Source organism: Actinoplanes sp. OR16 (assembly GCF_004001265.1).
In the GTDB taxonomy this organism is placed as follows: domain Bacteria; phylum Actinomycetota; class Actinomycetes; order Mycobacteriales; family Micromonosporaceae; genus Actinoplanes.
Genome location: NZ_AP019371.1, coordinates 8,480,312 through 8,502,225 on the forward strand (window position 1 = coordinate 8,480,312; position 21,914 = coordinate 8,502,225).

The 21,914-nt window shown below is 71.5% G+C and carries 15 protein-coding genes and 1 pseudogene; 13 read left to right on the plus strand and 3 right to left on the minus strand.

The features are described from left to right. The first annotated feature begins 143 nt into the window (after window positions 1–143). Both EP757_RS39085 and EP757_RS39090 read left to right on the plus strand, forming a co-directional pair. Window positions 144–1,472, plus strand: coding sequence for a sensor histidine kinase (locus tag EP757_RS39085; protein WP_127553360.1), 1,329 nt, complete (start codon window positions 144–146; stop codon window positions 1,470–1,472). Further along, window positions 1,469–2,119 carry a response regulator transcription factor gene (locus EP757_RS39090; protein ID WP_127553361.1) on the plus strand — a complete coding sequence of 217 codons (651 nt, stop codon included), beginning with the start codon at window positions 1,469–1,471 and terminating at the stop codon, window positions 2,117–2,119. Before EP757_RS39085 ends, EP757_RS39090 begins: the two co-directional genes overlap by 4 nt. Here EP757_RS39090 and EP757_RS39095 read toward each other — a convergent pair. The 3 genes from EP757_RS39095 to EP757_RS39105 form a co-directional block, all read right to left on the minus strand. Then, window positions 2,099–2,983, minus strand: coding sequence for a GGDEF domain-containing protein (locus EP757_RS39095; protein ID WP_127553362.1), 885 nt, complete (start codon window positions 2,981–2,983; stop codon window positions 2,099–2,101). The two genes, EP757_RS39090 and EP757_RS39095, sit on opposite strands and share 21 nt — an antisense overlap. A gap of 37 nt (window positions 2,984–3,020) precedes the next feature. Beyond that, the gene (locus EP757_RS39100) at window positions 3,021–3,488 is read right to left on the minus strand and encodes a hypothetical protein (RefSeq protein WP_127553363.1); all 468 of its coding nucleotides are present in this window, start codon (window positions 3,486–3,488) and stop codon (window positions 3,021–3,023) included. A 1,640-nt stretch (window positions 3,489–5,128) separates the two neighbouring features. After that, on the minus strand, window positions 5,129–6,355 hold the full coding sequence (locus EP757_RS39105; RefSeq protein ID WP_127553364.1) for an EAL and HDOD domain-containing protein: 1,227 nt from the start codon (window positions 6,353–6,355) through the stop codon (window positions 5,129–5,131). 135 nt (window positions 6,356–6,490) lie between these two features. On the opposite strand from EP757_RS39105, the gene EP757_RS39110 reads away from it, so the two are divergent. The 11 genes and pseudogenes from EP757_RS39110 (at window position 6,491) to EP757_RS39160 (ending at window position 21,629) form a co-directional block, all read left to right on the plus strand. Further along, a complete protein-coding gene (locus EP757_RS39110) occupies window positions 6,491–8,038 on the plus strand; it encodes a long-chain fatty acid--CoA ligase (RefSeq protein WP_127553365.1) in 1,548 nt (515 codons plus the stop codon). A gap of 57 nt (window positions 8,039–8,095) precedes the next feature. Continuing rightward, window positions 8,096–9,388, plus strand: coding sequence for a hypothetical protein (locus EP757_RS39115; protein ID WP_127553366.1), 1,293 nt, complete (start codon window positions 8,096–8,098; stop codon window positions 9,386–9,388). Further along, window positions 9,388–10,320 (plus strand): glutamate ABC transporter substrate-binding protein, encoded by a 933-nt coding sequence (locus tag EP757_RS39120; RefSeq protein ID WP_127553367.1) that lies wholly within the window; start codon window positions 9,388–9,390, stop codon window positions 10,318–10,320. Before EP757_RS39115 ends, EP757_RS39120 begins: the two co-directional genes overlap by 1 nt. Beyond that, window positions 10,317–11,486, plus strand: a complete 1,170-nt coding sequence (locus EP757_RS39125) for a hypothetical protein (RefSeq protein WP_127553368.1) — start codon at window positions 10,317–10,319, stop codon at window positions 11,484–11,486. Before EP757_RS39120 ends, EP757_RS39125 begins: the two co-directional genes overlap by 4 nt. Further along, window positions 11,483–13,774 carry a serine/threonine-protein kinase gene (locus EP757_RS39130; RefSeq protein ID WP_127553369.1) on the plus strand — a complete coding sequence of 764 codons (2,292 nt, stop codon included), beginning with the start codon at window positions 11,483–11,485 and terminating at the stop codon, window positions 13,772–13,774. The genes EP757_RS39125 and EP757_RS39130 overlap by 4 nt, the downstream gene beginning before the upstream one ends. A gap of 30 nt (window positions 13,775–13,804) precedes the next feature. Further along, window positions 13,805–15,190 carry a PP2C family serine/threonine-protein phosphatase gene (locus EP757_RS39135; RefSeq protein ID WP_127553370.1) on the plus strand — a complete coding sequence of 462 codons (1,386 nt, stop codon included), beginning with the start codon at window positions 13,805–13,807 and terminating at the stop codon, window positions 15,188–15,190. 10 nt (window positions 15,191–15,200) lie between these two features. Continuing rightward, a complete protein-coding gene (locus EP757_RS39140) occupies window positions 15,201–16,466 on the plus strand; it encodes a VWA domain-containing protein (protein ID WP_127553371.1) in 1,266 nt (421 codons plus the stop codon). Continuing rightward, window positions 16,463–17,107, plus strand: a complete 645-nt coding sequence (locus EP757_RS39145) for an FHA domain-containing protein (RefSeq protein WP_127553372.1) — start codon at window positions 16,463–16,465, stop codon at window positions 17,105–17,107. The genes EP757_RS39140 and EP757_RS39145 overlap by 4 nt, the downstream gene beginning before the upstream one ends. Before the next feature lie 8 nt (window positions 17,108–17,115). Further along, complete coding sequence (locus tag EP757_RS39150; RefSeq protein ID WP_127553373.1) at window positions 17,116–19,347, plus strand: helix-turn-helix domain-containing protein; 2,232 nt, start codon at window positions 17,116–17,118, stop codon at window positions 19,345–19,347. 45 nt (window positions 19,348–19,392) lie between these two features. Next, window positions 19,393–20,256, plus strand: a pseudogene (locus EP757_RS39155) (alpha/beta fold hydrolase); the annotation flags it as partial. 155 nt (window positions 20,257–20,411) lie between these two features. Continuing rightward, on the plus strand, window positions 20,412–21,629 hold the full coding sequence (locus tag EP757_RS39160; protein ID WP_127553375.1) for an MFS transporter: 1,218 nt from the start codon (window positions 20,412–20,414) through the stop codon (window positions 21,627–21,629). Window positions 21,630–21,914: the final 285 nt, after the last annotated feature.

A 21,914-nucleotide genomic window follows, 5' to 3' on the forward strand; every position in this document is an offset into this window, starting at 1 on the left:
GCCGTAAAACGATGTCAATCAATGAAGGCATCCGGGGCAGGTCAGAGCACGCTTCGACCCCCTTCTCGCAGGTCGGTGACACCCCCCGATTGGTATATCCAGCACTACCGACAAAGCCCGAGGCGGTGGGTAGCGTGCCGGGCATGCCGATCCGCACCGCGCTCGAGGCGTTGTCGCTGCGGCCGACCGTGTTCCTGCGGTCGGCCTGGCCGTGGCTGTCCCTCGCCTATCTCTCCGTGGGCGCCCTGGTCGGCTGGGTCACCATCCTGGCGGTCACTTCCCTGGTGATCGCCGGCACCCTCCTCTCCGTGCTGGTGGTGGGCTTCGCCGGGTTCGTCGCACTACTTCTCTCCGGCATCGTGGTGGCTCAGGTGGAGCGGCGGCGCCTCCGGCTGGTGGACAGATCGGAGATTCCCGATCCGCACCAGCCGGTCCCCGAGCCCGGTCTGCGGGCGTGGGTCAGATTCCGCCTGCGTGAGGAGGTGACGTGGCGCGAGCTGGGCTATGCCGCCCTCTCGGCGGGCCTGCTGTGCTGGATGGATGCGCTGGTCGTCGGCGGCGTCGGCTATACCGTCGTCGCCACACTGGGCGCGCCGTGGTTCATCGACGACGAGCCGCTCCACAACACCTTTCTCATTGCGCTGGCCGGGATCCCGCTCACCATCGTCCTGGCCTACCCGATCACCGCCTGGGCCGGCGCGCGGGCGGCGATGGCCCGGGCCATGCTCGCGCCCCGCACCGACGAGAAGCTCGTGGAGGTCACCCGGTCCCGGGCACGGCTGGTGGACGCGTTCGAGGTGGAACGCCGCCGCATCGAGCGGGACCTGCACGACGGCGCCCAGCAGCGTCTAGTGGCGCTGAGCATGCAGCTCGGCCTGGCCCGCCTGGAGCTGCCGCCCGAGTCTCCGGCGGCGGAGCCGATCGCCGCGGCCCACGAGCTCGCCAAACAGGCCCTGACCGAGTTGCGTGAGCTGATCCGTGGCGTGCATCCCCAGGTCCTCACCGGCCGCGGGCTGGCGGCGGCGGTCGGTGAGGTGGCGTCGACCGCGCCGATCCCGGTCGACCTCGACTTCGACCTGCCCAGCCGGCTGCCACAGACCGTCGAGGTCACGGCGTACTTCGTCACGGTGGAGGCTTTGACGAACGTGGCGAAGCACAGCGGCGCTTCGCGGGCCACGGTCTCGGCGCGGATTCTGCAGGACAAGCTTCTTCTGGAGGTACGGGACGACGGCCGTGGCGGCGCCGATCCGTCAGCAGGCACGGGGCTGGTCGGGTTGGCGGACCGGCTGGCGGTGCTGGACGGTGCTGTGACGGTGTCCAGTCCGAGGGGCGGTCCGACTGTGCTGCGGGCGGAGGTGCCGCTGCCGGTCGGCGAGGAGCAGCTGCCACCCGTACAAGAAAAGCCTGCGCCTCGGCCCACCAAGCCGCAGCCGGACCGCGGGTTTGCGTCTGCTGATCAGGAGCGGTCATGAGTGGATTGCGGGTCGTCATCGCCGAGGACGGGTTGATCGTGCGGGAAGGCGTGGCGGGGATGCTGCGGCGCTTCGGGCACGAGGTCGTCGCGGCGGTGGGCGACGCAGATGAGTTGATCAAGGTGGTTCCCGAGCACAAGCCGGACATCGTCGTGACCGACGTCCGGATGCCGCCGAGCTTCAGCGATGAGGGGCTGCAGGCCGCGATCACCCTGCGCGCGGCAGATCCGCAGCTCCCGGTGCTGGTGCTCAGTCAATACGTGGAGCAGACCTACGCTGCGGAGCTGCTCGACTCGGGGTACATGGCGGGTGTCGGATACCTGCTGAAGGACCGGATCGGCGAGGTCACCGAGTTCGTCGACGCGCTCGAGGAGGTGGCTTCCGGACGCACGGTCGTCGATCCGGAGGTGGTCCGCCAGTTGCTCGGACGCCGGCGCGATCCGCTGCACCGGCTGACCGCCCGAGAACGTGAGGTTCTCGCGCTGATGGCGGAGGGCCGATCGAACGCGGCCATCGCCCGCGCCCTGGTCGTCACGGAGGCCGCTGTCGCCAAGCACATCGGCAGCCTGCTGACGAAACTCGACCTGCCGCCGGACGCCGACGACCACCGCCGGGTGCGGGCCGTCCTAGCCTACTTGCGCGGGTGATCCGGCATGCTCACCGCGAACCGTGTTCCGGCTGTGGTGCTTGACGGCGTACATCACCCGGTCGGCGCGTTCGACCAGCTCAGCGGTATCGCGCGGCGGATCGTCGAAGGCGACCGCCCCGATGCTGAAGCCGACCCGGGGCGACCACGTCCCGGTCGCGTCCAGCAACTCGTGGTGCAGCCAGCCCAACCGGCCGAGCGCCTCGTCCAGCGTCGTGCCCGGCAGCAGCACCGCGAACTCGTCACCGCCGAGCCGGGCCACCGAACCGTGCGCGCCGATCGACGACTCCAGTACCCGGGCGACGGTCTTCAGCACCTCGTCGCCGGCCGCATGCCCGTTCGTGTCGTTCATCGCCTTGAAGCCGTCGACGTCCAGATAGGCCGCGGTCAGCGGAGCGCGGGTCTGCCGCATCCGGGCGATCTCGTCGTCGGCGGTCTCGCGGAACGCGCGGGCGTTCGGCAGCGAGGTCAGCGGGTCGGTGCGCGACAGGTCGGTCGCTTCGGCGAGCCGTTCCGCCAGGTGGCTCGCGAGCGAGCCGACGATCCAGAGCACGGCGAAACGGGCCAGCAGGTTCCACGCCACGATCCCCGGCGGGAGAGGAGGGCCGACCCGGGTGAGCACCTCGATTCCGGTCCAGGTCATCGTCGAGATCGCGGCCACCCGCGTGCTCGACCGGCCACCCGCGGCGCCGGCGAGGAACACCGGAAGGACGTAGGCGACAGCTACCGAGACGTCCCGGATGGTCCAGTAATCGGCCACGCCCATAAGGCCGACCAGCGCGATCGATGCCGTGGTCAGCCGGTGCGCGGGCAAGCGGCCGAGCCACTCGATGACCGCGGCCAGAGGCGACCTTGTGATACGCACGAAGTGGAGATCGGCCGGGTCGCGCGACACCTGAGGGTCAGGGGGTGACCGCTACGACGATCGAGGCCAGAAGACCGGACACCAGGTCGAAGCGGTCCCGCGGGACGACGTGCAGCGTGCTCGCCTGCTCGTCGGTGACGGCGCGCGGCGTGCGGATCTGACGGTAGGGCGGCAGTTGCGCGACCTCGGCGGTCAGCGCCTCGGGCAGGTAGAGGCGACCGCTGTGCGCGATCGACCGGCCGCCGGCCAGGTACCCGCCGACGTGTACCTCGGCGTGGATGTGCACGGCCACGTCGGCCTGCCATCCGGGATGCACCGTGCGGAACTCGGCGTATCCCTGCTGATCGGTCATCTGTGCGCCGCGCACCTGCGTACGGCCGAGCGCGTCCCAGTGCCGGATGTCGAGCACCGCGCCACCGACGGGGTCGCCGGTCGTCTCGCCGAGCACGCGGATCCGCAGCATGAGCGGCACGCCGGGGTGGTCGCCGGCGATGTCCCTCCGCACGAGTTCGAGAGGGAGGTGGTGAGCGCGTTCTTCCAGGTCGGGGGTGAGGAGTAGCGCGGTGCGGGCAGTGCCGCACCCAAGAACCGAGGATCCGGGCCGGGCGGCGGGCAGCAGCCGTGTGCGCCCTGCCTCGGCGGCGCCTGCCCGGCGCACCGGACGCTGCGCCGACAGCCTCGGTGCGGTGGTGACGCTCAGATCGGTGCCATGGTGAGCGCTCGTGCTGATGTCGCCGCTTCTGCCGGCGTCAGCAACGGTGCTGATGACGGCACCTCTGTCAGCGTCGGTAACGGAGCCTGTGCTGGTTCCGGCGGCTGTGCCCGTGCTCGCGTCGATGCCTCGGCCACCGGCGGTTCCGGTGCTCTCGGCTGCTCGGCTGCTCTCGGCGGCGCCTCCGGGCCCGGTGGTTCCGCTGCTCACGGCGGTTCCGCTGCTCACGGCGGTTCCGCTGCTCACGGCGGTTCCGCTGCTCACGGCGGTTCCGCTGCTCACGGCGGTTCCGCTGCTCACGGCGGTTCCGCTGCTCACCGTCGCGCCCCTACCCACGGCGGTGTCGAGAGGGATTCCCGTGCTGGTGCTGGCGTCAGTGGGCCGGGTAGCTCTCGGGATGGTGGGTGACGGGCCGGCCATCCACGCCGTACCGGGAACGGCTCGGGAAGGACGGGCGATTCCGCCGGCGCCGGGGAGCGCGGGAGCGGCGGCTACCGGTCGTTGGCGGTCGCCGGTCCGGGATGAGGCCGTGTGGGAAGTCGCGGGGGCGGTGGCGGCTACCGGCTCTTGTTCGCCGCCGGTTCGTGGGGCTGCGATGGCAGGGCGGTCGGTTTCGGGCTGCTCAGCAGAAGACTGGGCGGTCGGCAGAGGGCCGGCATGGTGGGCTTCCGGCGACGACGTGGTGTTGTCTCGCTGGCTGATGACCGGGCCTACGCCGTTGTCGTCGCTCCGCAATTCCGTCACTTCCCCGCTGTCGATCACCAGGACCGTAGTTGATCTTCGCAGGAGAAATTACAGAAAAAAGCCGTTTTGAGATATTTGTTCCTGTGTGTCCGTGATCCAAGGGGCGTTTGCGACTGACATCGGGCGGCCGCAGGTGTGGACGTCGGTGACGCCGGGGGATCACAGCAGCAAATGGCCGCCCGATACGGGCAGACGGCGGGGGCGCAGTGTGAGCCGTAGGTGAGCGACGGAACTCAGGCTCTGTGCGGTGGCTGAGCTACGGCTCGGCGAGATCGGCCGTAGAGGAAGCACGCTGGACGAGCATCCAATGGTGGCCGCGCGACGGCTCGCGAGCGGCGGCGACGACGACGACGACGACGCTACAGACGACGCGAGCGGCAGCGCGATGACGACACCACACACGACGAGGGCGGACAGCGGCCAGAGAGCGACGGCCAGAGCGCGACGGGCAGAGCGCGACGGCCAGAGCGCGACGGGCAGAGCGCGACGGCCAGAGCGCGACGGCCAGGCCGCGACGGCCAGGCCGCGACGGCGAGAGCGCGACGGACAGGGCGGGAAGACGGCCACGGCGGGAGGGCGGCCACGGCGGGAGGGCGGCCACGGCGGGAGGGCGGGATGGGCGAAAGCGGAGGGCAGGAAGTACGCAAGGCGCCAAACGGGCGCGGTGCGAGGTCGGCGGCGCCGAGGGCTCAGGCTGGGTGGGCCGTCGCCACCGGGGTGAACCGCTGCGCCGCTGACAACGTCATCGTCGACCAGCGCATGGCGTCGAGGAACGGGCCTGCCAGGTCGCCCGAGCCCCAGTCGCCGTCGCCGTAGGCCTGGACTGCACGCAGCACATCGCCGAGGCGGCCCGCGCCGGTCGTGAGGGCGTCGGAGACGTCGTCCGCCAGGGGGAGCTGCTCCACCATGGCGGCGGGCGTCAGGGCCATCAGCTCGGCCATGCCACTGACCAGGCCGGCCACGAAGGCCGCTCCCGGGTCGGCGCGGAAGCGGGGGGCCAGGTTCTCGCAGAGGCGGGCCTTGGTGAGGGCGGTGAGGAGCTGTTCCTCCGGGGCCTCGCCGACGTCGTCGACGACCATGAGGGTGGCCCAGCGCCGGATGTGGGTGAGGCCGATCATCATGATCGCCTGGCGGACGGAGGAGACGCGGCTGGTGACGCCGGCGGCGACCGAGTTGCTGACGCGGAGGACGCGCATGGCGAGGGCCGGGTCGCTGGCGATGATCTGCGTGATCTTGTCGAGGCGGACGTCCGGGTGCATGAGGGCGGCGACGAGTTCGAGGCGGCGCATCCGGGACGGGGACAGGCTGGGGGTGCTGAGCACTTGCGGCCGGCTCAGGACGTACCCCTGCCGCAATTCCATGCCGTAGCGGTCGGCGATGGCCAATTGCTCGGGTGTCTCCAGGCGTTCCGCGACGATCTGGAGACCGGGGTGGCGGCGGATCTCGGCGACCAGGGTGTCGAGATCGGTGAGGTCGCCGTCGAGGAGGTCGAGTTTCACGTACGACGCGAGGCCGAGCAGTTGCTCGTGCCCGGAACCCCAGACGAAGTCGTCGAGGGCGATCCGGTACCCGGCCTCGGCGAGGGCGGTGATCCCGGCGATCACCTCGTCGTCGATCTCGACGGTCTCCAGGATCTCCAGGACGACCTGCTCGGGCCCGAACGGGAGCGGGAGACGCCCGGTCACGAACTCGCGGGTGAGGTTGATGAAACACGGCCGGGTGCCGGCCACCTCGGCGATCCCGAACTCGGTGAACGCGTTCACCATGACGGTGCTGGTGGCGTACGTGTCCTGCCGGCCCGACGCGACAGCGTCCATGCGACCGCGGAACAGGAGCTCGAAAGCCACCACGACACCGTTGGCGTCGAAGATCGGCTGACGCCCCACGTGCACGGCGTCCAACGTCGGGATTCCCACGTCGAGGCATTCGGCAATAAATGACCGCACTTGAGAAAGAGACGGAGGAAACAAAGTCGAAACGGAGGGTTCCTCGCACAGCCGTTCCCATGCTCAGATGAGACGGCCGTCACAAACGAGAAAAGGATCCACCGGATGCTCAACCTCTCCGTACTCCTGGAGGACAGCGCCCGCCACCACCCGGACCGCGCCGCCGTGGTGCTGGGTCCGCAGCGGCTGACGTACGCGCAGGTGAACGCCGCGGCCAACCAGGTCGCGAGCCTGCTCGCCGCGCGGGGCATCCAGCCCGGCGACAAGGTGGCGCTCTCCTGCCCCAACCTGCCGTACTTCCCGATCGTCTACTACGGGATCCTGAAGGCCGGCGCCGTCGTCGTCCCGCTGAACGTGCTGCTCAAGGGCCGCGAGATCGCGTACCACCTGAAGGATTCGGACGCCAAGGCGTATTTCTGCTTCCAGGGCACCCCGGAGCTGCCGATGGGCGCCGAGGGCTGGGCCGGGTTCGGCGACGCCGACGACTGCGAGCACTTCTTCCTGATCACCGCCGACCCGGCGGCCGCCTCGACGGTCGACGGCGCCGAGACGCTCGGGCAGGCGCTCGCCGGCGTGACGCCGGCGTTCGAGACGGTTCAGAGGGACGAGACCGACCCCGCGGTGATCCTCTACACGAGCGGCACCACCGGGCAGGCCAAGGGCGCCGAGCTCTCCCACTCGAACCTGGTGCTCAACGCGCTGACCTGCAACCGGCTCTTCGGCACCCAGCCGGGCACCGACGTCCATCTGCTGGTCCTGCCGCTGTTCCACTCGTTCGGCAGCACCGTCAACATGAACGCGGGCTTCGCCACCGCCTCGACTCTGGTGCTTCTGCCGCGTTTCGACGCCGATGCGGCGGTCAAGCTGCTGCAGAGCGAGAACGTCACGTTCTTCGCGGGTGTGCCGACCATGTACTGGGGCCTGCTGAACGCCCTCAAGGACGGCGTGAACGTCGAGCGCATCGCCGCCAACATGCGCGTGGCGGTCTCCGGCGGCTCCAGCCTCCCCGTGGAGATCATCAAGGAGGTCAAGGAGCGGTTCGGCGTCACGATCCTGGAGGGCTACGGGCTGTCCGAGACGTCGCCGGTCGCCACCTTCAGCGATCCGCACGGCGAGCCCCGGCCCGGCTCGATCGGCATCCCGATCTGGGGTGTAGAGGTGAAGCTGATCGACCCGGAGTGGAACACCGTCGACGGCACCGACGAGATCGGCGAGATCGCGGTGCGCGGCCACAACATCATGCGCGGCTACTACAACCGGCCGGAGGCGACCGCCGAGGTCATGAAGAACGGCTGGTTCCGTACGGGGGACCTGGCCCGCCGCGACAAGGACGGCTTCTACTACATCGTCGACCGGGCGAAGGACATGATCATCCGTGGTGGCTTCAACGTCTACCCGCGGGAGATCGAGGAGGTCCTGATCACCCACGAGGCGGTCTCGCTCGCCGCGGTGATCGGCGTTCCGCACCCCAGCCACGGCGAGGAGGTCAAGGCGTTCGTGATCCTCAAGCCGGGCGCCACCGTCACCGAGGAGGAGCTGGTCGCCTGGGGCAAGGAGCAGATGGCCAGCTACAAGTACCCGCGCGTGGTGAGCATCGTCGAGGCGCTGCCGATGACGGCGACCGGCAAGCTGCTCAAGCGCGAGCTCAAGTAGACGGAGGGTAGTTGCGCCAGTGTCGCACAGTGGAGTGTGGATGTTACGGAGGTCCGCTTGACCACAGCACTGGCGCAACGCCCCGCCGTGGGCAGCCGCGGAGTCCTGCGCCGGGTCGGTCAGTTGCGCCGCACCTCGCCGGGCCGCCTGCAGCTGCTCCTCGCCGTCCTGCTCACCCTCGGCGCGCTCACCGGCCTGGTCGCCGGGATCACCGCGCAGTCCGCTGCCGGCGGCACCGCCGACCTGCGGGATCGGGCGCAGCCACTGCTCGCCGAGGCCGAGACCATCTATTCGTCGCTCGCCGAGGCGGACACCATCGCGGCGCAGGCGTTCCTGGCCGGCGGCCTGGAGCCCAAAGAGCTGACCGATCGGTACGAGGCGCGCCTGCGCGATGCCACCACCGCCTTGACGAGCGCGTCCCGCCGCACACCCGAGGGCAGTGAGGCCGGCGAGCAGGTCCGCGCTCTCGCCGCCGGCACCACCCGGTACGCCGCACTGGTCGCGACGGCGCGCGCCACGAACCGGCAGGGCCTCCCGGTCGGCGCCTCCTATCTGTCCGCCGCCTCCGAGCTCAACCAGCAGACGCTCCAGCCGCAGGCGCAGGCGCTGTTCCAGTTCGCCGCCGACCAGGTCGACGCCGGCTACGAGGAGGCCCGCAGCTCCTGGTGGCTGATCCTGCTGCTGGTCCTGGTCGTCGGCCTGACCGTGGCGCTGATCGGCACCCAGCTCTACCTGAGCCGCACCACGCGCCGCACGTTCAACGTCCCGCTGGTCGCCGCGACGGGTCTCCTGGCGCTGCTGGTCGCGGCCACCGGCGTGCTGTTCACGCTGCAACGCGGCAATCTGGCGGACGCCGGGGAGAACGGCTCGGCCCCGATCACCGCGCTGGCCGAGCGCCGCATCCTCGCCCTCCGCGAGCGGGCCTCGGAGGCGCTGACCCTGGCGGCCCGGGCCGGCAGCGGCGCCCACGAGATCGACTTCTCCGACGCCCGGTCGAAGATGACCTTCGACGAGCCGGAGCTGGAGAGCGTCTGGCCTCTGATGACCGAGGCCTTCGACCAGCACAGGGCGTACGTCGCCCTGCACCAGCGGGTGCGCGACATGGACGACGGCGGCGACTACGACGGCGCGGTGCGGCTCGCGGTCAGCCCGGAGGCGAACGACACGTTCACGGCGCTCACCGACACCCTCGAGGAGGCCCTCGACGACCGCCGTGCCGTGTTCGACGCGCGGATCGAGGCGGCCGGCAAGGGTCTCGGCGCGCTGACCGTTCTGGCCCCGCTGCTGGCGATCGCGGTGTGCGTGCTGGCCGCGCTGGGGCTTCGCGCGCGTCTGGAGGAGTACCGCTGATGCGTGCCCGGATCGCCCTGATGGCGACGACGCTGCTCCTGGCGGGGTGCACCGAGGCCCCGCCGACCACCGCCGTCCCCGACAAACCAGTCGAGATCCAGAAAAGTCAGGCGAAGGCACCCGAGAAGTGTGACGCCCGCGCCAGTTTCCGTCCTACGGGAGCACTCCCGGCACCGGGGAGGATGCCCGCCGGCAGCTACATGGCCGAGATCCAGAAGAGCGGCCGGCTCATCCTCGGCACCAGCCAGGACAGCCCGCTGTTCAGCTCGCGGGACCCGTTCACCGGCCGGGTCGTGGGCTTCGACATCGACATGGGCAAGCTCATCGCCAAGGCCATCTTCGGCGACGAGAACAAGCTGCAGATCAAGGTCATCCCGCACGGCGACCGGACCAAGCAGTTCGACGACGAGGGCGACAAGGTCGACCTGGTGATCAACACGATGACCGCGAACTGCGCCCGCTGGGCGGAGGTCGACTTCTCCACCACCTATCTGGAGGCCGGTCAGCGCCTGCTGGTCGCGAAGGGCTCGAAGGTGGACGGCCTGGACGACCTGGCCGGAGAGAAGGTCTGCGCCGCCGTCGGCTCGACGTCGCTCGCCAACATCGCCAAGGCCGGGCCGGAGGCGGTGGCCCGCAACGGCTGGGGCGAGTGCCTCGTGGCCTTCCAGCAGAACGAGGTCGCCGCGATCTCCACCGACGACACGATCCTGGCCGGCCTGGCGAAACAGGACCCTTTCGCGCAAGTCGTCGGCCTGCCGTTCACCGAAGAGCCGTACGCTGTCGCGATCTCGAAGGAACACCCCGACTTCACCAGGTTCGTCAACGCGGTCCTCGAGCAGAGCCGCCGCGACGGATCCTGGAAGGACACCTACGTCAAGTGGCTGAGCCTGCTCGGTCCGGCCCCGCAACCCCCGGCAGCGCGATACCGATGACCGACCCCGCACTGACCCGCGCCGACACCGAGCTCGAGCGCCTGGAGGACGCCGTCTCCGCGATGGCGGCGAACCTCGTCGAGCTGGACGAGAACCCGGACCGCAAGGAGCTGGGCGCCACCGCTCTGACCGGCCGGACCGCGACGGCCTGGGCCGACGCCGAGGACGCCCTCGCGCGTCTCTGGCAGGGTCACCGGCAGCTCGGTGAGCTGATCGCCCGCGCCCGGGCGCTACGCGGCCAGCGGCGGGTGGACGCCGACGCCTACACCCGGCTGGTCCTGGGTGGCTCGATCACGCTCTCCACCAGCACGGTTCCGCTGGCCCAGCGCGGTCTCACCGGCGCCGGGCAGGTCAGCACGGTCTGCTCCCCCGCCGATCTGCTCGCCGCGATGGAGGCGGCCTTCGGCACCGCCGTCGACGTGGTGACCCGGGCCGGTGAGCGCTGGCGCACGCTGCTGCCGGGCGCCGCCGACGCCGCCGCGGCGCTCGCGCATGCCCGGGCTCTGCAGGGCAACCCGCTGCTGGACGACGCGGACCGGCTGCTCGGCGCGTTCACCGGCACGCTCGCCACCGATCCGCTCAGCGCCGAGGAATCGGTGCTGGACCGGGTGCGTGCGCTGATCGCCCGGGCGGACGCCGAGCGGACCTCCGCGTTCGAGCTGCGTGCCTGGCTGGAGCAGCGGCTGCGCGACGCCCGGGCGCTCACCACCGAGATCACCGTCGCTCAGCGGGCCGCGGACGCCGCGCGTCAGGCCGCGGCCGGGCGTTTTCCCGAGCAGAGGATCGCCGTCGTACGAGGAACCGCCCCGTCCGTCGAGCTCACCGCCATCGAGGCCCTCGCCACCGCCGGGCAGTGGAGTCTGATCGCCCCGCGCCTGACCAGGTGGAACCGGGAAGCAGCCGAGCGCCTCGCCGCCCTGCGGTCCGCCGCCGCGCACAACACGGCCCTGCTGGCCGACCGCAACGAGCTGCGCGGCAGGTTCGACGCGTACCGGGCCAAGGCCCTGCGGCGGGGTCTCGGCGAGGACACCGCGCTGACCCCGCTGGCCGAGGCGGCCCGTGCGGCGCTCTGGACGGCGCCGTGCGACCTGGACGCGGCACGAGCGGCGCTCGGCGCGTACCAGGACGCTCTGTCCACCACGATCGCTGCGAGGGATGCCCGGTGACCACCTGCCTGCGGAACTGTCCCGGCACGATCGAGGACGGGTACTGCGACACCTGCGGGATGGCCCCGGCCGCGGTCCCCCGGGCCGTCCCGGCCCCCGTCCCGTCGTCCGTCGCCACTCCACCGTCACTGCCGGCCGGTCTGTCCGCGCCGACCATGCCGCGGCCCCGGGTCAACGACTCCTCGTCGATCCGCTCGTCGGCGCTCTCCACCCGGACCGGCGGCAGCGGCCGCAGCAGCTCCCGTGCCCAGTCGCGGCGGCGGTTCGGCGGCGGGCTCGTCGAGATCGCGCCGATCGTGCAGGCCGACCCGGCGACCGCGGTGATGGCCGTCGGCGAGGTGCCGGAGTCGCGGCGGTACTGCGCCAAGTGCGGCAGCCAGGTCGGCCGCAGCCGGGGTGACCGGCCCGGCCGCACGACGGGGTTCTGCGCGTCCTGCGGCGAGCCGTTCGACTTCACCCCGAAACTGCAGAAGGGCGACCTGGTCGCCGGGCAGTACGAGGTGGCCGGCCCGCTCGCGCACGGCGGCCTCGGCTGGATCTACCTGGCCGTCGACAAGAACGTCTCGGACCGCTGGGTGGTCCTCAAGGGCCTGCTCAACGCGGGCGACGAGGACGCCCTGGCCGCCGCGGTGGCCGAGCGCCGGTTCCTCGCCGAGGTCGAGCACCCGAACATCGTCAAGATCTACAACTTCGTCGAGCACGACGGCGCCGGCTACATCGTCATGGAGTACGTCGGCGGCAAGTCGCTGAAGGACCTGCTCAAGGCGGCCCGGGCGCCGCTGCCGGTCTACCAGGCCCTGGCCTACGTCCTGGAGATCATGCCGGCCTTCGCGTACCTGCACGACCGCGGCCTGATCTTCTGCGACTTCAAGCCGGACAACGTGATCCAGTCCGGCGACCAGATGCGGCTCATCGACCTCGGCGGCGTCGTGCACATCGACGATCAGGAGGCCGCGCTCTACGGCACGATCGGATACCAGGCGCCGGAGATGGCGACCGCCGGGCCGTCGATCGCCTCCGACCTCTACACGATCGGCCGGACGCTCGCGGTGCTCACCACCGATTTCCGGGGCTACCAGAGCACGTTCAAGGAGAGCCTTCCGGATCGGGACGACTTCGAGGTGTACGTCCGGCACGAGGCGTTCTACCGATTGGTCCAGCGGGCCACGCGTCCCGACCCGGCGGAGCGGTTCGTCGACGCCGGTGAGATGGCCGACCAGATGATGGGCGTCCTGCGTCAGGTCCTCGCGGCCGACGGCGAGCCCCGGCCGGCCCCGTCGAAGCTGTTCACCGGCGAGCTGCGGACGGATCCGCACTCCGACGGCGTGCGCTGGCAGGACCTGCCCACCCCGCTCATCGACCTGACCGACCCGGCCGCCGCCTTCCTCGCCTCGGTCACCGTGACCGACCCGGCCGAGGTGCTCACCCTGCTCGGCAAGGCCCCGCACTACACCCTCGAAGTACGGCTACGGGAGCTGCGGGCGCACATCGACCTCGGCGCCCGGACCGGCCGGTTCGACGAGGCCCGCACGTTCCGCACGCTGCTCGCCGAGTCGGCCGGCGAGGATTGGCGGGTGGCCTGGTATGAAGGCCTGCTCGCCCTCGCCACCGGCGACCCCGAGCAGGCCCGGGCCCGGTTCGACGCGGTGTGGTCGGCGCTGCCCGGCGAGCTGGCGCCACGGCTGGCCCTCGGCTTCACCGCCGAGCTGAAGGACGACCGGGAAGCCGCCTGCGCCCACTACGACGTGGTGAGCCGCACCGACCCGGCGTACACCACGGCGGCGGCCGGCCTCGCCCGTTGCCGGCTCGCCGCCGGTGACCGGGCCGGGGCCGTCGAGGCGTACAACCGCGTTCCCGGCACCTCCTCGGCGTACGCCGGCTCGCAGGTGGGAGCGATCCGCGCGCTGGTCCGGGCGCACCCGTCCGGCGCCGTCGACGTGGACTCGCTCACCGCCGCGGCCCAGCTGATCGAGCGTCTCAAGGTGGAGGGCGCCCAGCTGGCGGCGTTGCGGGCGGAGCTGCTGGAGCAGGCCCTCACGACGCTGAGCCGGGGCACCGGCGTGCCGCGGGCCATACTCGGGGCATCCAGCACCGGAGGTTCCAGTGCCGGGGGATCCCGTGCCGGTGGATCCCGTCCTGGGGAGACCGGGTCGGGCGACGCCGGGGAGCGGGACGTACGGTTCGCGCTGGAAGCGGCGTACCGGGAGATGGCCCGGGCCGCGCACGGACCGGAGAAGATCCGCCTGGTCGATCAGGCCAACGCGGCGCGGCCCCGGACGCGGACGTGAGAGAGGCGGACAAGGCCCGATGATGGCCCGATGATCGTGATGGATTGCGCGGCGTGCGCGGACGAGAAGGCCGCCGGCGCGGCGTTCTGCGAGGCCTGCGGCCGCGACCTGAACTCCACAGTGGAGAACGAGTCTGCCGGATCGGTCACTACCGGTGGGGCGGGGCAGGGCGGCAGGCTGGACACGGGCGACGATCCCGATCCGTCGTCCGGGCGCCGGCGGGCGTGCCCGCACTGCGGGGCGACCCGGGCGGTCGGCGCCGACGGCTACTGCGAGGAGTGCGGGATGCTGGCCGGTCGGCCCCGGGATCACATCGAGGCGGACGGTGGCGCCGTGGCGGCGGCGGTGAGCGACCGCGGGCGGCGGCACCACCGCAACGAGGACGCCATGTGGCTGGCCGTCGGCGAGGCGGCCGCCGACGTGGTGGTCTGCGACGGCGTCTCGGCCTCCTACGATCCCGACGCGGCCTCGGAGATCGCCGCGAAGACGGCCGGGGAGCTGCTCGCGGCGGCCCAGCACCCGGGCGACAGCGTGGACGAGGACACCCTGAGATTCGGCGCGGACGCCGACGCGACGACCGTCCTGCCCGGCGGCGGTCCGGAGACGACGACCGTCCTGCCCGGTGGCGACCCGGACGCGACGACCGTCCTGCCGGGCGGCGACCCCGACGCGACAGCGGTCCTGCACGGCGGCGACCCCGAGGCGACAGCGGTCCTGCCCGGCGGCGACCCCGACGCGACCGCCGTGCTCCACGGTGACGACCCGGACGCGACCGTGGTGATCGGCGAGGGAGGTGGTGGCACGGGGGCTTCCGGCGTACCGGGAAAGGGTCATGCTCTCGCCATCGCCGGTGTCGTCGCCGCTGCCATCGCGGGCGCCGCCGAAGCCGTCGTCTCGCTCGCGCACACCGGCGATCCCCGGCGGGCCGCCTCGAACCCGGCCTGCACCATCGTGGCCGCGGCGGTACGCGGGCCGCACGTCGGATTCGGGTGGGTGGGCGACAGCCGGATCTACTGGATCGGCGGGGACGGGCCGGCCGAGCAGCTCACCGAGGACGACTCGTGGGCCACGCACATGATCAAGCTGGGCGCCGACCCGATCGACGCGATGGACGACCCGCGCGCGCACGCGATCACCGCCTGGCTGGGTGCCGACGCGGGCCCGATCATGCCGAGGGTCGGCGCGTTCACCGCTGACGCGGACGGGCTGCTGGTGCTCTGCAGCGACGGGCTCTGGAACTACCTGCCCGACCCGGCGGCCTTCGCCGCGGCCGTCCGCGAGGCCGTCGAGACGTCCGGAACCCTGCTGGAGGCCGCCCGCGCCCTGGTCAAGTTCGCCAACACGGCCGGTGGCGCCGACAACATCACCGTCGCCCTGGTCCCGGTCCGGGCCGCCGCCGCCGACGAGGAAAACTGAGGGAGATCGAGTGTCGTACACCGCTGAGGCGTTCCAGAACGAATACCTCGCCCTGGGCGCACGCGAGGTCAACGCGATCGTCACCGTCACGTCGACCGGCACGGCGGGCGGTGTCCGCACCGCCGGCGCCACCGAGATCATCATCGTGGACGCGTCCGGATCGATGCAGGCCGAGGGGCGGATCGGCGCGGCCCGGCAGGCCGCGAAGGCCGCCGTCGAGTGCATCGACGACGGCGTGCACTTCGCGATCATCGCCGGGGTCAGCACCGCCCAGCAGCTCTACCCGCACCCCGGGCAGCTCGCCGTGGCGTCGCCGCAGACCCGCGCCGACGCGCTGCGCTCGATCGACCGGCTGCAGGCCAGCGGCGGCACCGCGATGGGCGCCTGGCTGCTCCTCGCCGCCCAGCTGTTCGCGCAGCGGCCCGGCGACATCGCGCACGCCATCCTGCTGACCGACGGCGACAACGGCGAGCGGTACGGCTACCTCGAACAGGTCCTCGAATCGATCGCCGGCCGGTTCACCGTGGACTGCCGGGGCGTCGGCACGAACTGGAAGGTCTCCGAACTCCGCAAGATCGCCACGGCGATGCTCGGCACCGTGGACATCGTGGCCCGGCCGGTCGACCTGACCGCCGCCTTCCAGCAGATGATGACCGCCGCGATGGGCAAGACCAGCGCCGATGTGCAGCTCAAGGTCTGGACGCCGGTGAACACCACGGTCCGGTTCGTCAAGCAGGTCGAGCCGCAGGTGGTGGACCTGACCGGCAAGCGGGTCGAGGACGGCCCGCGGGCCGGCCGCTACCCGCTCGGCGCCTGGGGGCAGGAGAGCCGGGACTACCACGTCTGCGTCGAGGTGAACCCGGGCGCGGCCGGTGACGAGATGCTCGCGGCCCGGGTGTCGATCGTCGAAGGTGACACCGTGCACGCGCAGTCGCTGGTCCGGGCGGTGTGGACCGACGACACCACGCTCTCCACCCGGATCAACCGGCAGGTGGCGCACTACACCGGGCAGGCCGAGCTCGCGTCGGCGATCCAGGAGGGGCTGGCCGCGCAGAAGGCGGGCGACGACCGTACGGCGACGCTCAAGTTCGGCCGGGCCGCCCAGCTCGCTCACGCCAGCGGCAACGAGGCGACGTCCGAGCTGCTCGCCAAGGTCGTCGAGATAGACGACGCGGTCACCGGAACGGTCCGGCTGCGACGCAAGGTCAACGCCGAGGACGAGATGGCGCTGGACACCCGGTCGACGAAGACCGTTCGCGTGGGGCGTGCCCAGTGACGGTCTACACGTGCCCGAAGGGGCACGCGTCGGAGGAGAGCGACTTCTGCGACACGTGCGGCTCCAAGATCGGCGCCGCGCCGTCCCCGGAGGCCGTCACCATCCCCGATTCATCACCCAAGTCCTCATCCGAGCCGCCCTGCCCGCATTGTGGCGCGCCCCGCGGCGGCAGCGCCCGCTTCTGCGAGGACTGCGGTTACGACCACAGCACCGGCCGGGTCCCGCAGCTCGACTCGCCACTGCCCGGCCCGCCGCCCGGGCAGTGGACCGCGACCGTCTTCGCCGACCGGGTCTACTTCGACGCCAACGAGGTGGACGGGGTCACCTTCCCCGACGGCGCGCCCGAGCAGACCGTGACGCTGCCGGCCCCGCAGGTGCGGATCGGCCGGAGCAGCTCGTCCAAGGGCACCACGCCGGACCTCGACCTCACCGAGGACCCCGGGGTGTCGCACAACCACGCGCTGCTCACCCTGACGATCGACGGCCAGTGGCTGGTCTCCGATCTCGGCTCGACGAACGGGACATATCTGAACGACGAGGACGCCCCGCTCACCGCCGGGCAGTCCCGCACGCTCAAGGACGGTGACCAGGTACACGTCGGCATCTGGACCACGATCACCCTGCACGCGCCCTCTGGTTGAGTAGGGCCGTGTCCTTCGGTAACCGTCTCCGTTCCCTGCGCCGCGCCTCCGGCCTCACCATCGATCAGCTCGCCGCCGCCTCCGGGGTGAGCGGCCGGGCGATCAGCGACATGGAACGCGGGCACAGCCGGGCCCCGCAGGTGCGGACGCTCGCCGCGCTCGCCGAGGGCCTCGGCCTGCCGCCGGACCAGCTCGGCGAACTGTCGGCGCTCGCCGAGGACCAGCGCTCCCGGGCTTCCTCGGAGGGCCCCCGGTTGTGCGAGCTGCCGCGGGCGGTGTCGGACTTCGTCGGCCGCACCGATGAGATCGAGCGCATATATAGGCATATATCGGCTTTATCCGGGCCGTCGCCGGTCGTCGTCATCCACGGGCAGGCCGGGCTCGGCAAGACCGCGTTCGCCGTCCGCCTGGCCGGGCTGCTCGACGAACGCTACCCGGACGGGCAGTTCTACCTCGACCTGCGCGGCACCGACGAGACCCCGCTCGCGGCAGGTGAAGCCCTGGTCCGGCTGCTGCGCGCGCTCGACGTCAGCCCGCGCCGGATCGCCGAGAGCAACGAGGAACGCTCCAGCCAGCTGCGGGCCGCCCTCGCGTCCCGGCGCTGCCTGCTGGTGCTCGACAACGCGGCGAACGAGGCCCAGGTACGCCCCCTGCTCCCCGGTGACGGCGCCAGCCTCGCCGTGGTGACCAGCCGGCGGGTGCTCGGCGGCCTGGAAGGGGTGCTGCGGCTCCCCCTGGAACCGCTCGCCCCCCACGAGTCGGCGCGGCTGCTCGGGGCGATCGCCGCGCAGGCGGCCGGCGCCGACGTCGCCGATGTCGCCGACCTCTGCGGCCACCTGCCCCTCGCGCTGCGGATCGCCGGCACCCGGCTCGCCACCCGGCCCGCCTGGACCGTCGCGCACCTGGTCAAACGCCTCACCGACGCGGACCGGCGGCTCGCCGCCCTGTCCCTCGGCGACACCGGGGTGGCGACCGCGTTCGCCCTCTCGCACGCTCAGCTGACCGATCCGGCGCGGGAGCTGTTCCGGCGGCTGGCCCACGTACCCGGCTTCAGCTTCTCCCCCGAGATCGCCGCCGTGCTCACCGGCGCCGACCCGGACGACGCCCTGGACGGCCTGGAGGAGCTCGTCGAACTCGGCCTGCTGCAGCCCGAGCCGGAAGGCGCGGCGCGTTATCGCTTCCACGACCTGATCCGCCTGTACGCCGCCCAGCGCCTGAAGATCGAGGAACCCGCCGGAGTCCGGGCCGCCACCGATCGGCAGCTCACCACGTGGCTGCTGGAGACGGCCGTCGTAGCGGGCCGCTGGTTCGAACCGGGGTACGGCGCGCTGCCCGGCGGCTACACCGGAATGATCCCGCTGGCCACCCAGGAGGAGGCCGGCGCCTGGCTGCGGGCCGAGGTCGACAACTGGCTCGGCGCCCTGCGGTCCGCCGCCGCGGCCGGCCTGGACCAGCTGGTCGTCGACGTCGCCGAGGCGATGCACTGGTTCTCCGACTCGATGGCGTTCTGGCAGGGCTGGTACGAGGTGTACGGGCTGTCCCGGACCGCCGCGTCCCGGCTGCCGGACCGGCATCAGGAGGTCACCCACCTCAACTACTTCGCCTGGGCGGCCACCCATGCGGCCCGGCGCCCGGAGGAGGGCGCGTCGATCGCGCTGGCCGCCCACGACCTCGCCACGGAACTCGGCGACGTCAAGGAGCAGGCGTGGGCGCTGACCTACGCGGGGACGGCCTGGCGGTTCGCGGGCAGGCTCGACGCGGCGCTGGAGGCGTACACCGAGGCTCAGAGATTGTCCGATGAATCCGGTGACCACGACGCCTATGTCCAGCACTTCCAAGGTCTGGGGCTGCTCCTGGCGGCGCTCGGCCGGCGTCAGGAGGCGCTCGAGATGTTCGCGGCGACGACCCGGGAGGTCGAGCGGCGGCCGGTGGCTCCGCGTCCGGCCCAGAGCGCACGAGCCGGAGCGCACACCTTCGCCGCGGAGATCCTCGCCGACCTGGGCCGCTGGGAGGAAGCCCGGGAACAGGCCGAGCTGGCGCTGCCCCTGGTGCTGGACGGTGGCGACAACAGCCTGGTCGGGCAGGTGCACCTCACCCTCGGCCGGGTCCGCGTGGCGCTCGGCGAGGCGGAGGCCGCCCGGGCCGACCTCACCCGGGCGCTCGAACTGCTCGAGGAGACACAGTTCGCCAAGGGCATCGAGCTGGCCCGCATGCAGCTGGCCGCGATCAGTTCTGCGTAATTTCCTGCGTGGCTCCGGGGCCGGTGAGCTGATGGGATTCCCGTAGACCCATTTTCCGCTGGAAGGAACCACTTCATGAGTTTCGTCACGACCTCCGACGGCACCCAGATCTTCTACAAGGACTGGGGCACGGGACGTCCGGTCGTGCTCAGCCACGGCTGGCCGCTCAACTCGGACAGCTGGGAGGCACAGCAGCTCTTCCTCGCCGAGAACGGGTACCGGGTCATCGCCCACGACCGGCGCGGCCACGGCAAGTCCACCCAGACCTGGCACGGCAACGAGATGAACACGTACGCCTCCGACCTGGCATTCCTTCTGGAGAGCCTCGATCTTCGCGACGTCACGCTCGTCGGCTTCTCCACCGGCGGCGGCGAGATCAGCCGGTACATCGGCAACCACGGCACCGCCCGGATCGCCCAGGCCGTGCTGGTCTCCGCGGTCCCGCCGCTCATGCTGAAGACCGACGACAACCCGGGCGGCGTGCCGATCGAGGTCTTCGACGGCCTGCGCGCCGGTTCCCTCGCCGACCGCTCACAGCTCTACAAGGACCTCGCCGACGGCCCGTTCTTCGGCAACAACCGGCCGGGCGCGAACGTGCCGCGCGGCCCGCGGGACTCCTTCTGGCTGCAGGGCATGGCGTCCGGGCACCGCAACGCGTACGAGTCGATCGCCGCGTTCTCGGCCACCGACTTCCGTGGTGACCTCGCCGCCTTCGACGTACCCACCCTGGTGATCCACGGTGACGACGACCAGGTCGTGCCGTTCGAGGTCGGCGGCAAGGCGTCGGCGGCGCTGATCAAGGACGCTTCGCTGCGCGTCTACGCCGGTGGCCCGCACGGCATCACCGACACGCACAAGGACCAGCTCAACGCGGACCTGCTGGCGTTCCTGAACAGTTACAACGCTTGATATCCTGACCGGGCCGCCTTCCGGCGGCCCGGTCTTTTCGCGGAAGGATCTCGGTATGCGCCTCAGCCTGGTCACGGTCACCGCCTGCCACTGACACCTCGTCGTGGCGGGGCGGTTCTCGACGACCGTTTCCCTCCTGGTTCGAGGAGCTCCTTTTGCGTACCCTCATCCCGCGCCTCGGCGCGGGCTTCAACCGTCTCTGGACCGCGTCCGCGATCTCCAACCTCGGCGACGGCATCACCATGGTGGCCGGCCCGCTGCTGCTCGCCTCGATCACCACCGATCCGGCCCTGATCGCCGGCGGCGTCCTCTGCCAGCAGCTGCCCTGGCTGCTCTTCGCACTGCTCAGCGGCGCCGCCGCGGACCGCCTGGACCGCCGCCGCCTGATCACCCTGGTCAACCTGGGCCGCGCCCTCGCACTGACCGTCCTGACCGCGGCCGTCGCGACCGGTCACGTCTCCGTCGCCCTCGTCTACCTCGTGCTCTTCACCCTCGGCGCCGGCGAGACCCTCGCCGACACGGCGAGCGGCGCGCTGCTGCCCCGGCTGGTCGCGCCGGACCTGCTGCCTCGGGCGAACGCACGGCTCGCCGCCACCTTCACGATCGCCAACCAGTTCGCGGCCAAGCCGTTCGGCGCCTGGCTCTTCGGTATAGCCGCCGCCGCGCCGTTCGGATTCGACGCGCTGACGTTCGTGGTGTCGGCGCTGCTGATCGCCTCCCTGCCGGCCGGTCCGCTTTCTCCTCCTGTCGCCCGCCGTCCTTCGCGCGCCTCCTTGCGCGCGGACATCGGGGAAGGGTTGCGCTTCCTGCTCGGGCATCCGTTGTTGCGGACGCTGGCCATGGCGATGGGCTTCGGAAATATCGCTTTTTGTACGGCCTTCGCGGTCTTCGTGCTCTACGCCCGTCAGCGGCTGGGTGTTTCAGAGGTCGGCTACGGCTTCCTGCTGACGACGTTCGCCGTAGGAGGCCTGGCCGGCGCGGGGGTCGCAACCCGGCTGACCGCGCGCTTCGGCAATACCGCCGTCCTCCGCGCCGGCCTCCTCGCCGAAGCCGTCACCCATGTGACCCTCGCCGCGACGACGCGACCGTGGCTGGCCGGCGCCGTCCTGATCCTCTTCGGCGTCCAGACCGTCGTCTGGGGTGTCATCACGTCAACGCTGCGCCAGCGCCTGGTCCCGAACGAGTTGCTCGGCCGCGTCGGAAGCGTCTACGCCCTCCTGGAGACCGGCGGCGCGGCGTTGGGCACCCTGCTGGGCGGCGCGATGGCCGCGACATGGGGCCTGACCACGCCGTTCTGGATAGCGGCAGCAGAGATGACCACCATCCTGGCCGTGACGTGGCGTCCCCTGGCCGCAGCCACCGTTACGCCCTGACCCCCACCCGACCCGCCCTGGCGGATCGTGGACGATGCGGCGGCCCGCAATCGTCCACGATCCGCGGACGGGGTGAGCATCTTCGCCGGCGCATCACGCTGCGCTCCGGAGACGGCCACGTGATGGAATCTCGTGGGGCCTGGAGCACCGCCGACACTCCGCAAACCGCGCACCTTCCAAGATCTCCACCACAGCGAGTGGTCCCGAACCGCATCAGGGAGCCCCAGCCCAGCCGATCACACGCCCCGCGTCACACGCCCACGAGGTCGCCTCGCTGAAGGCGTA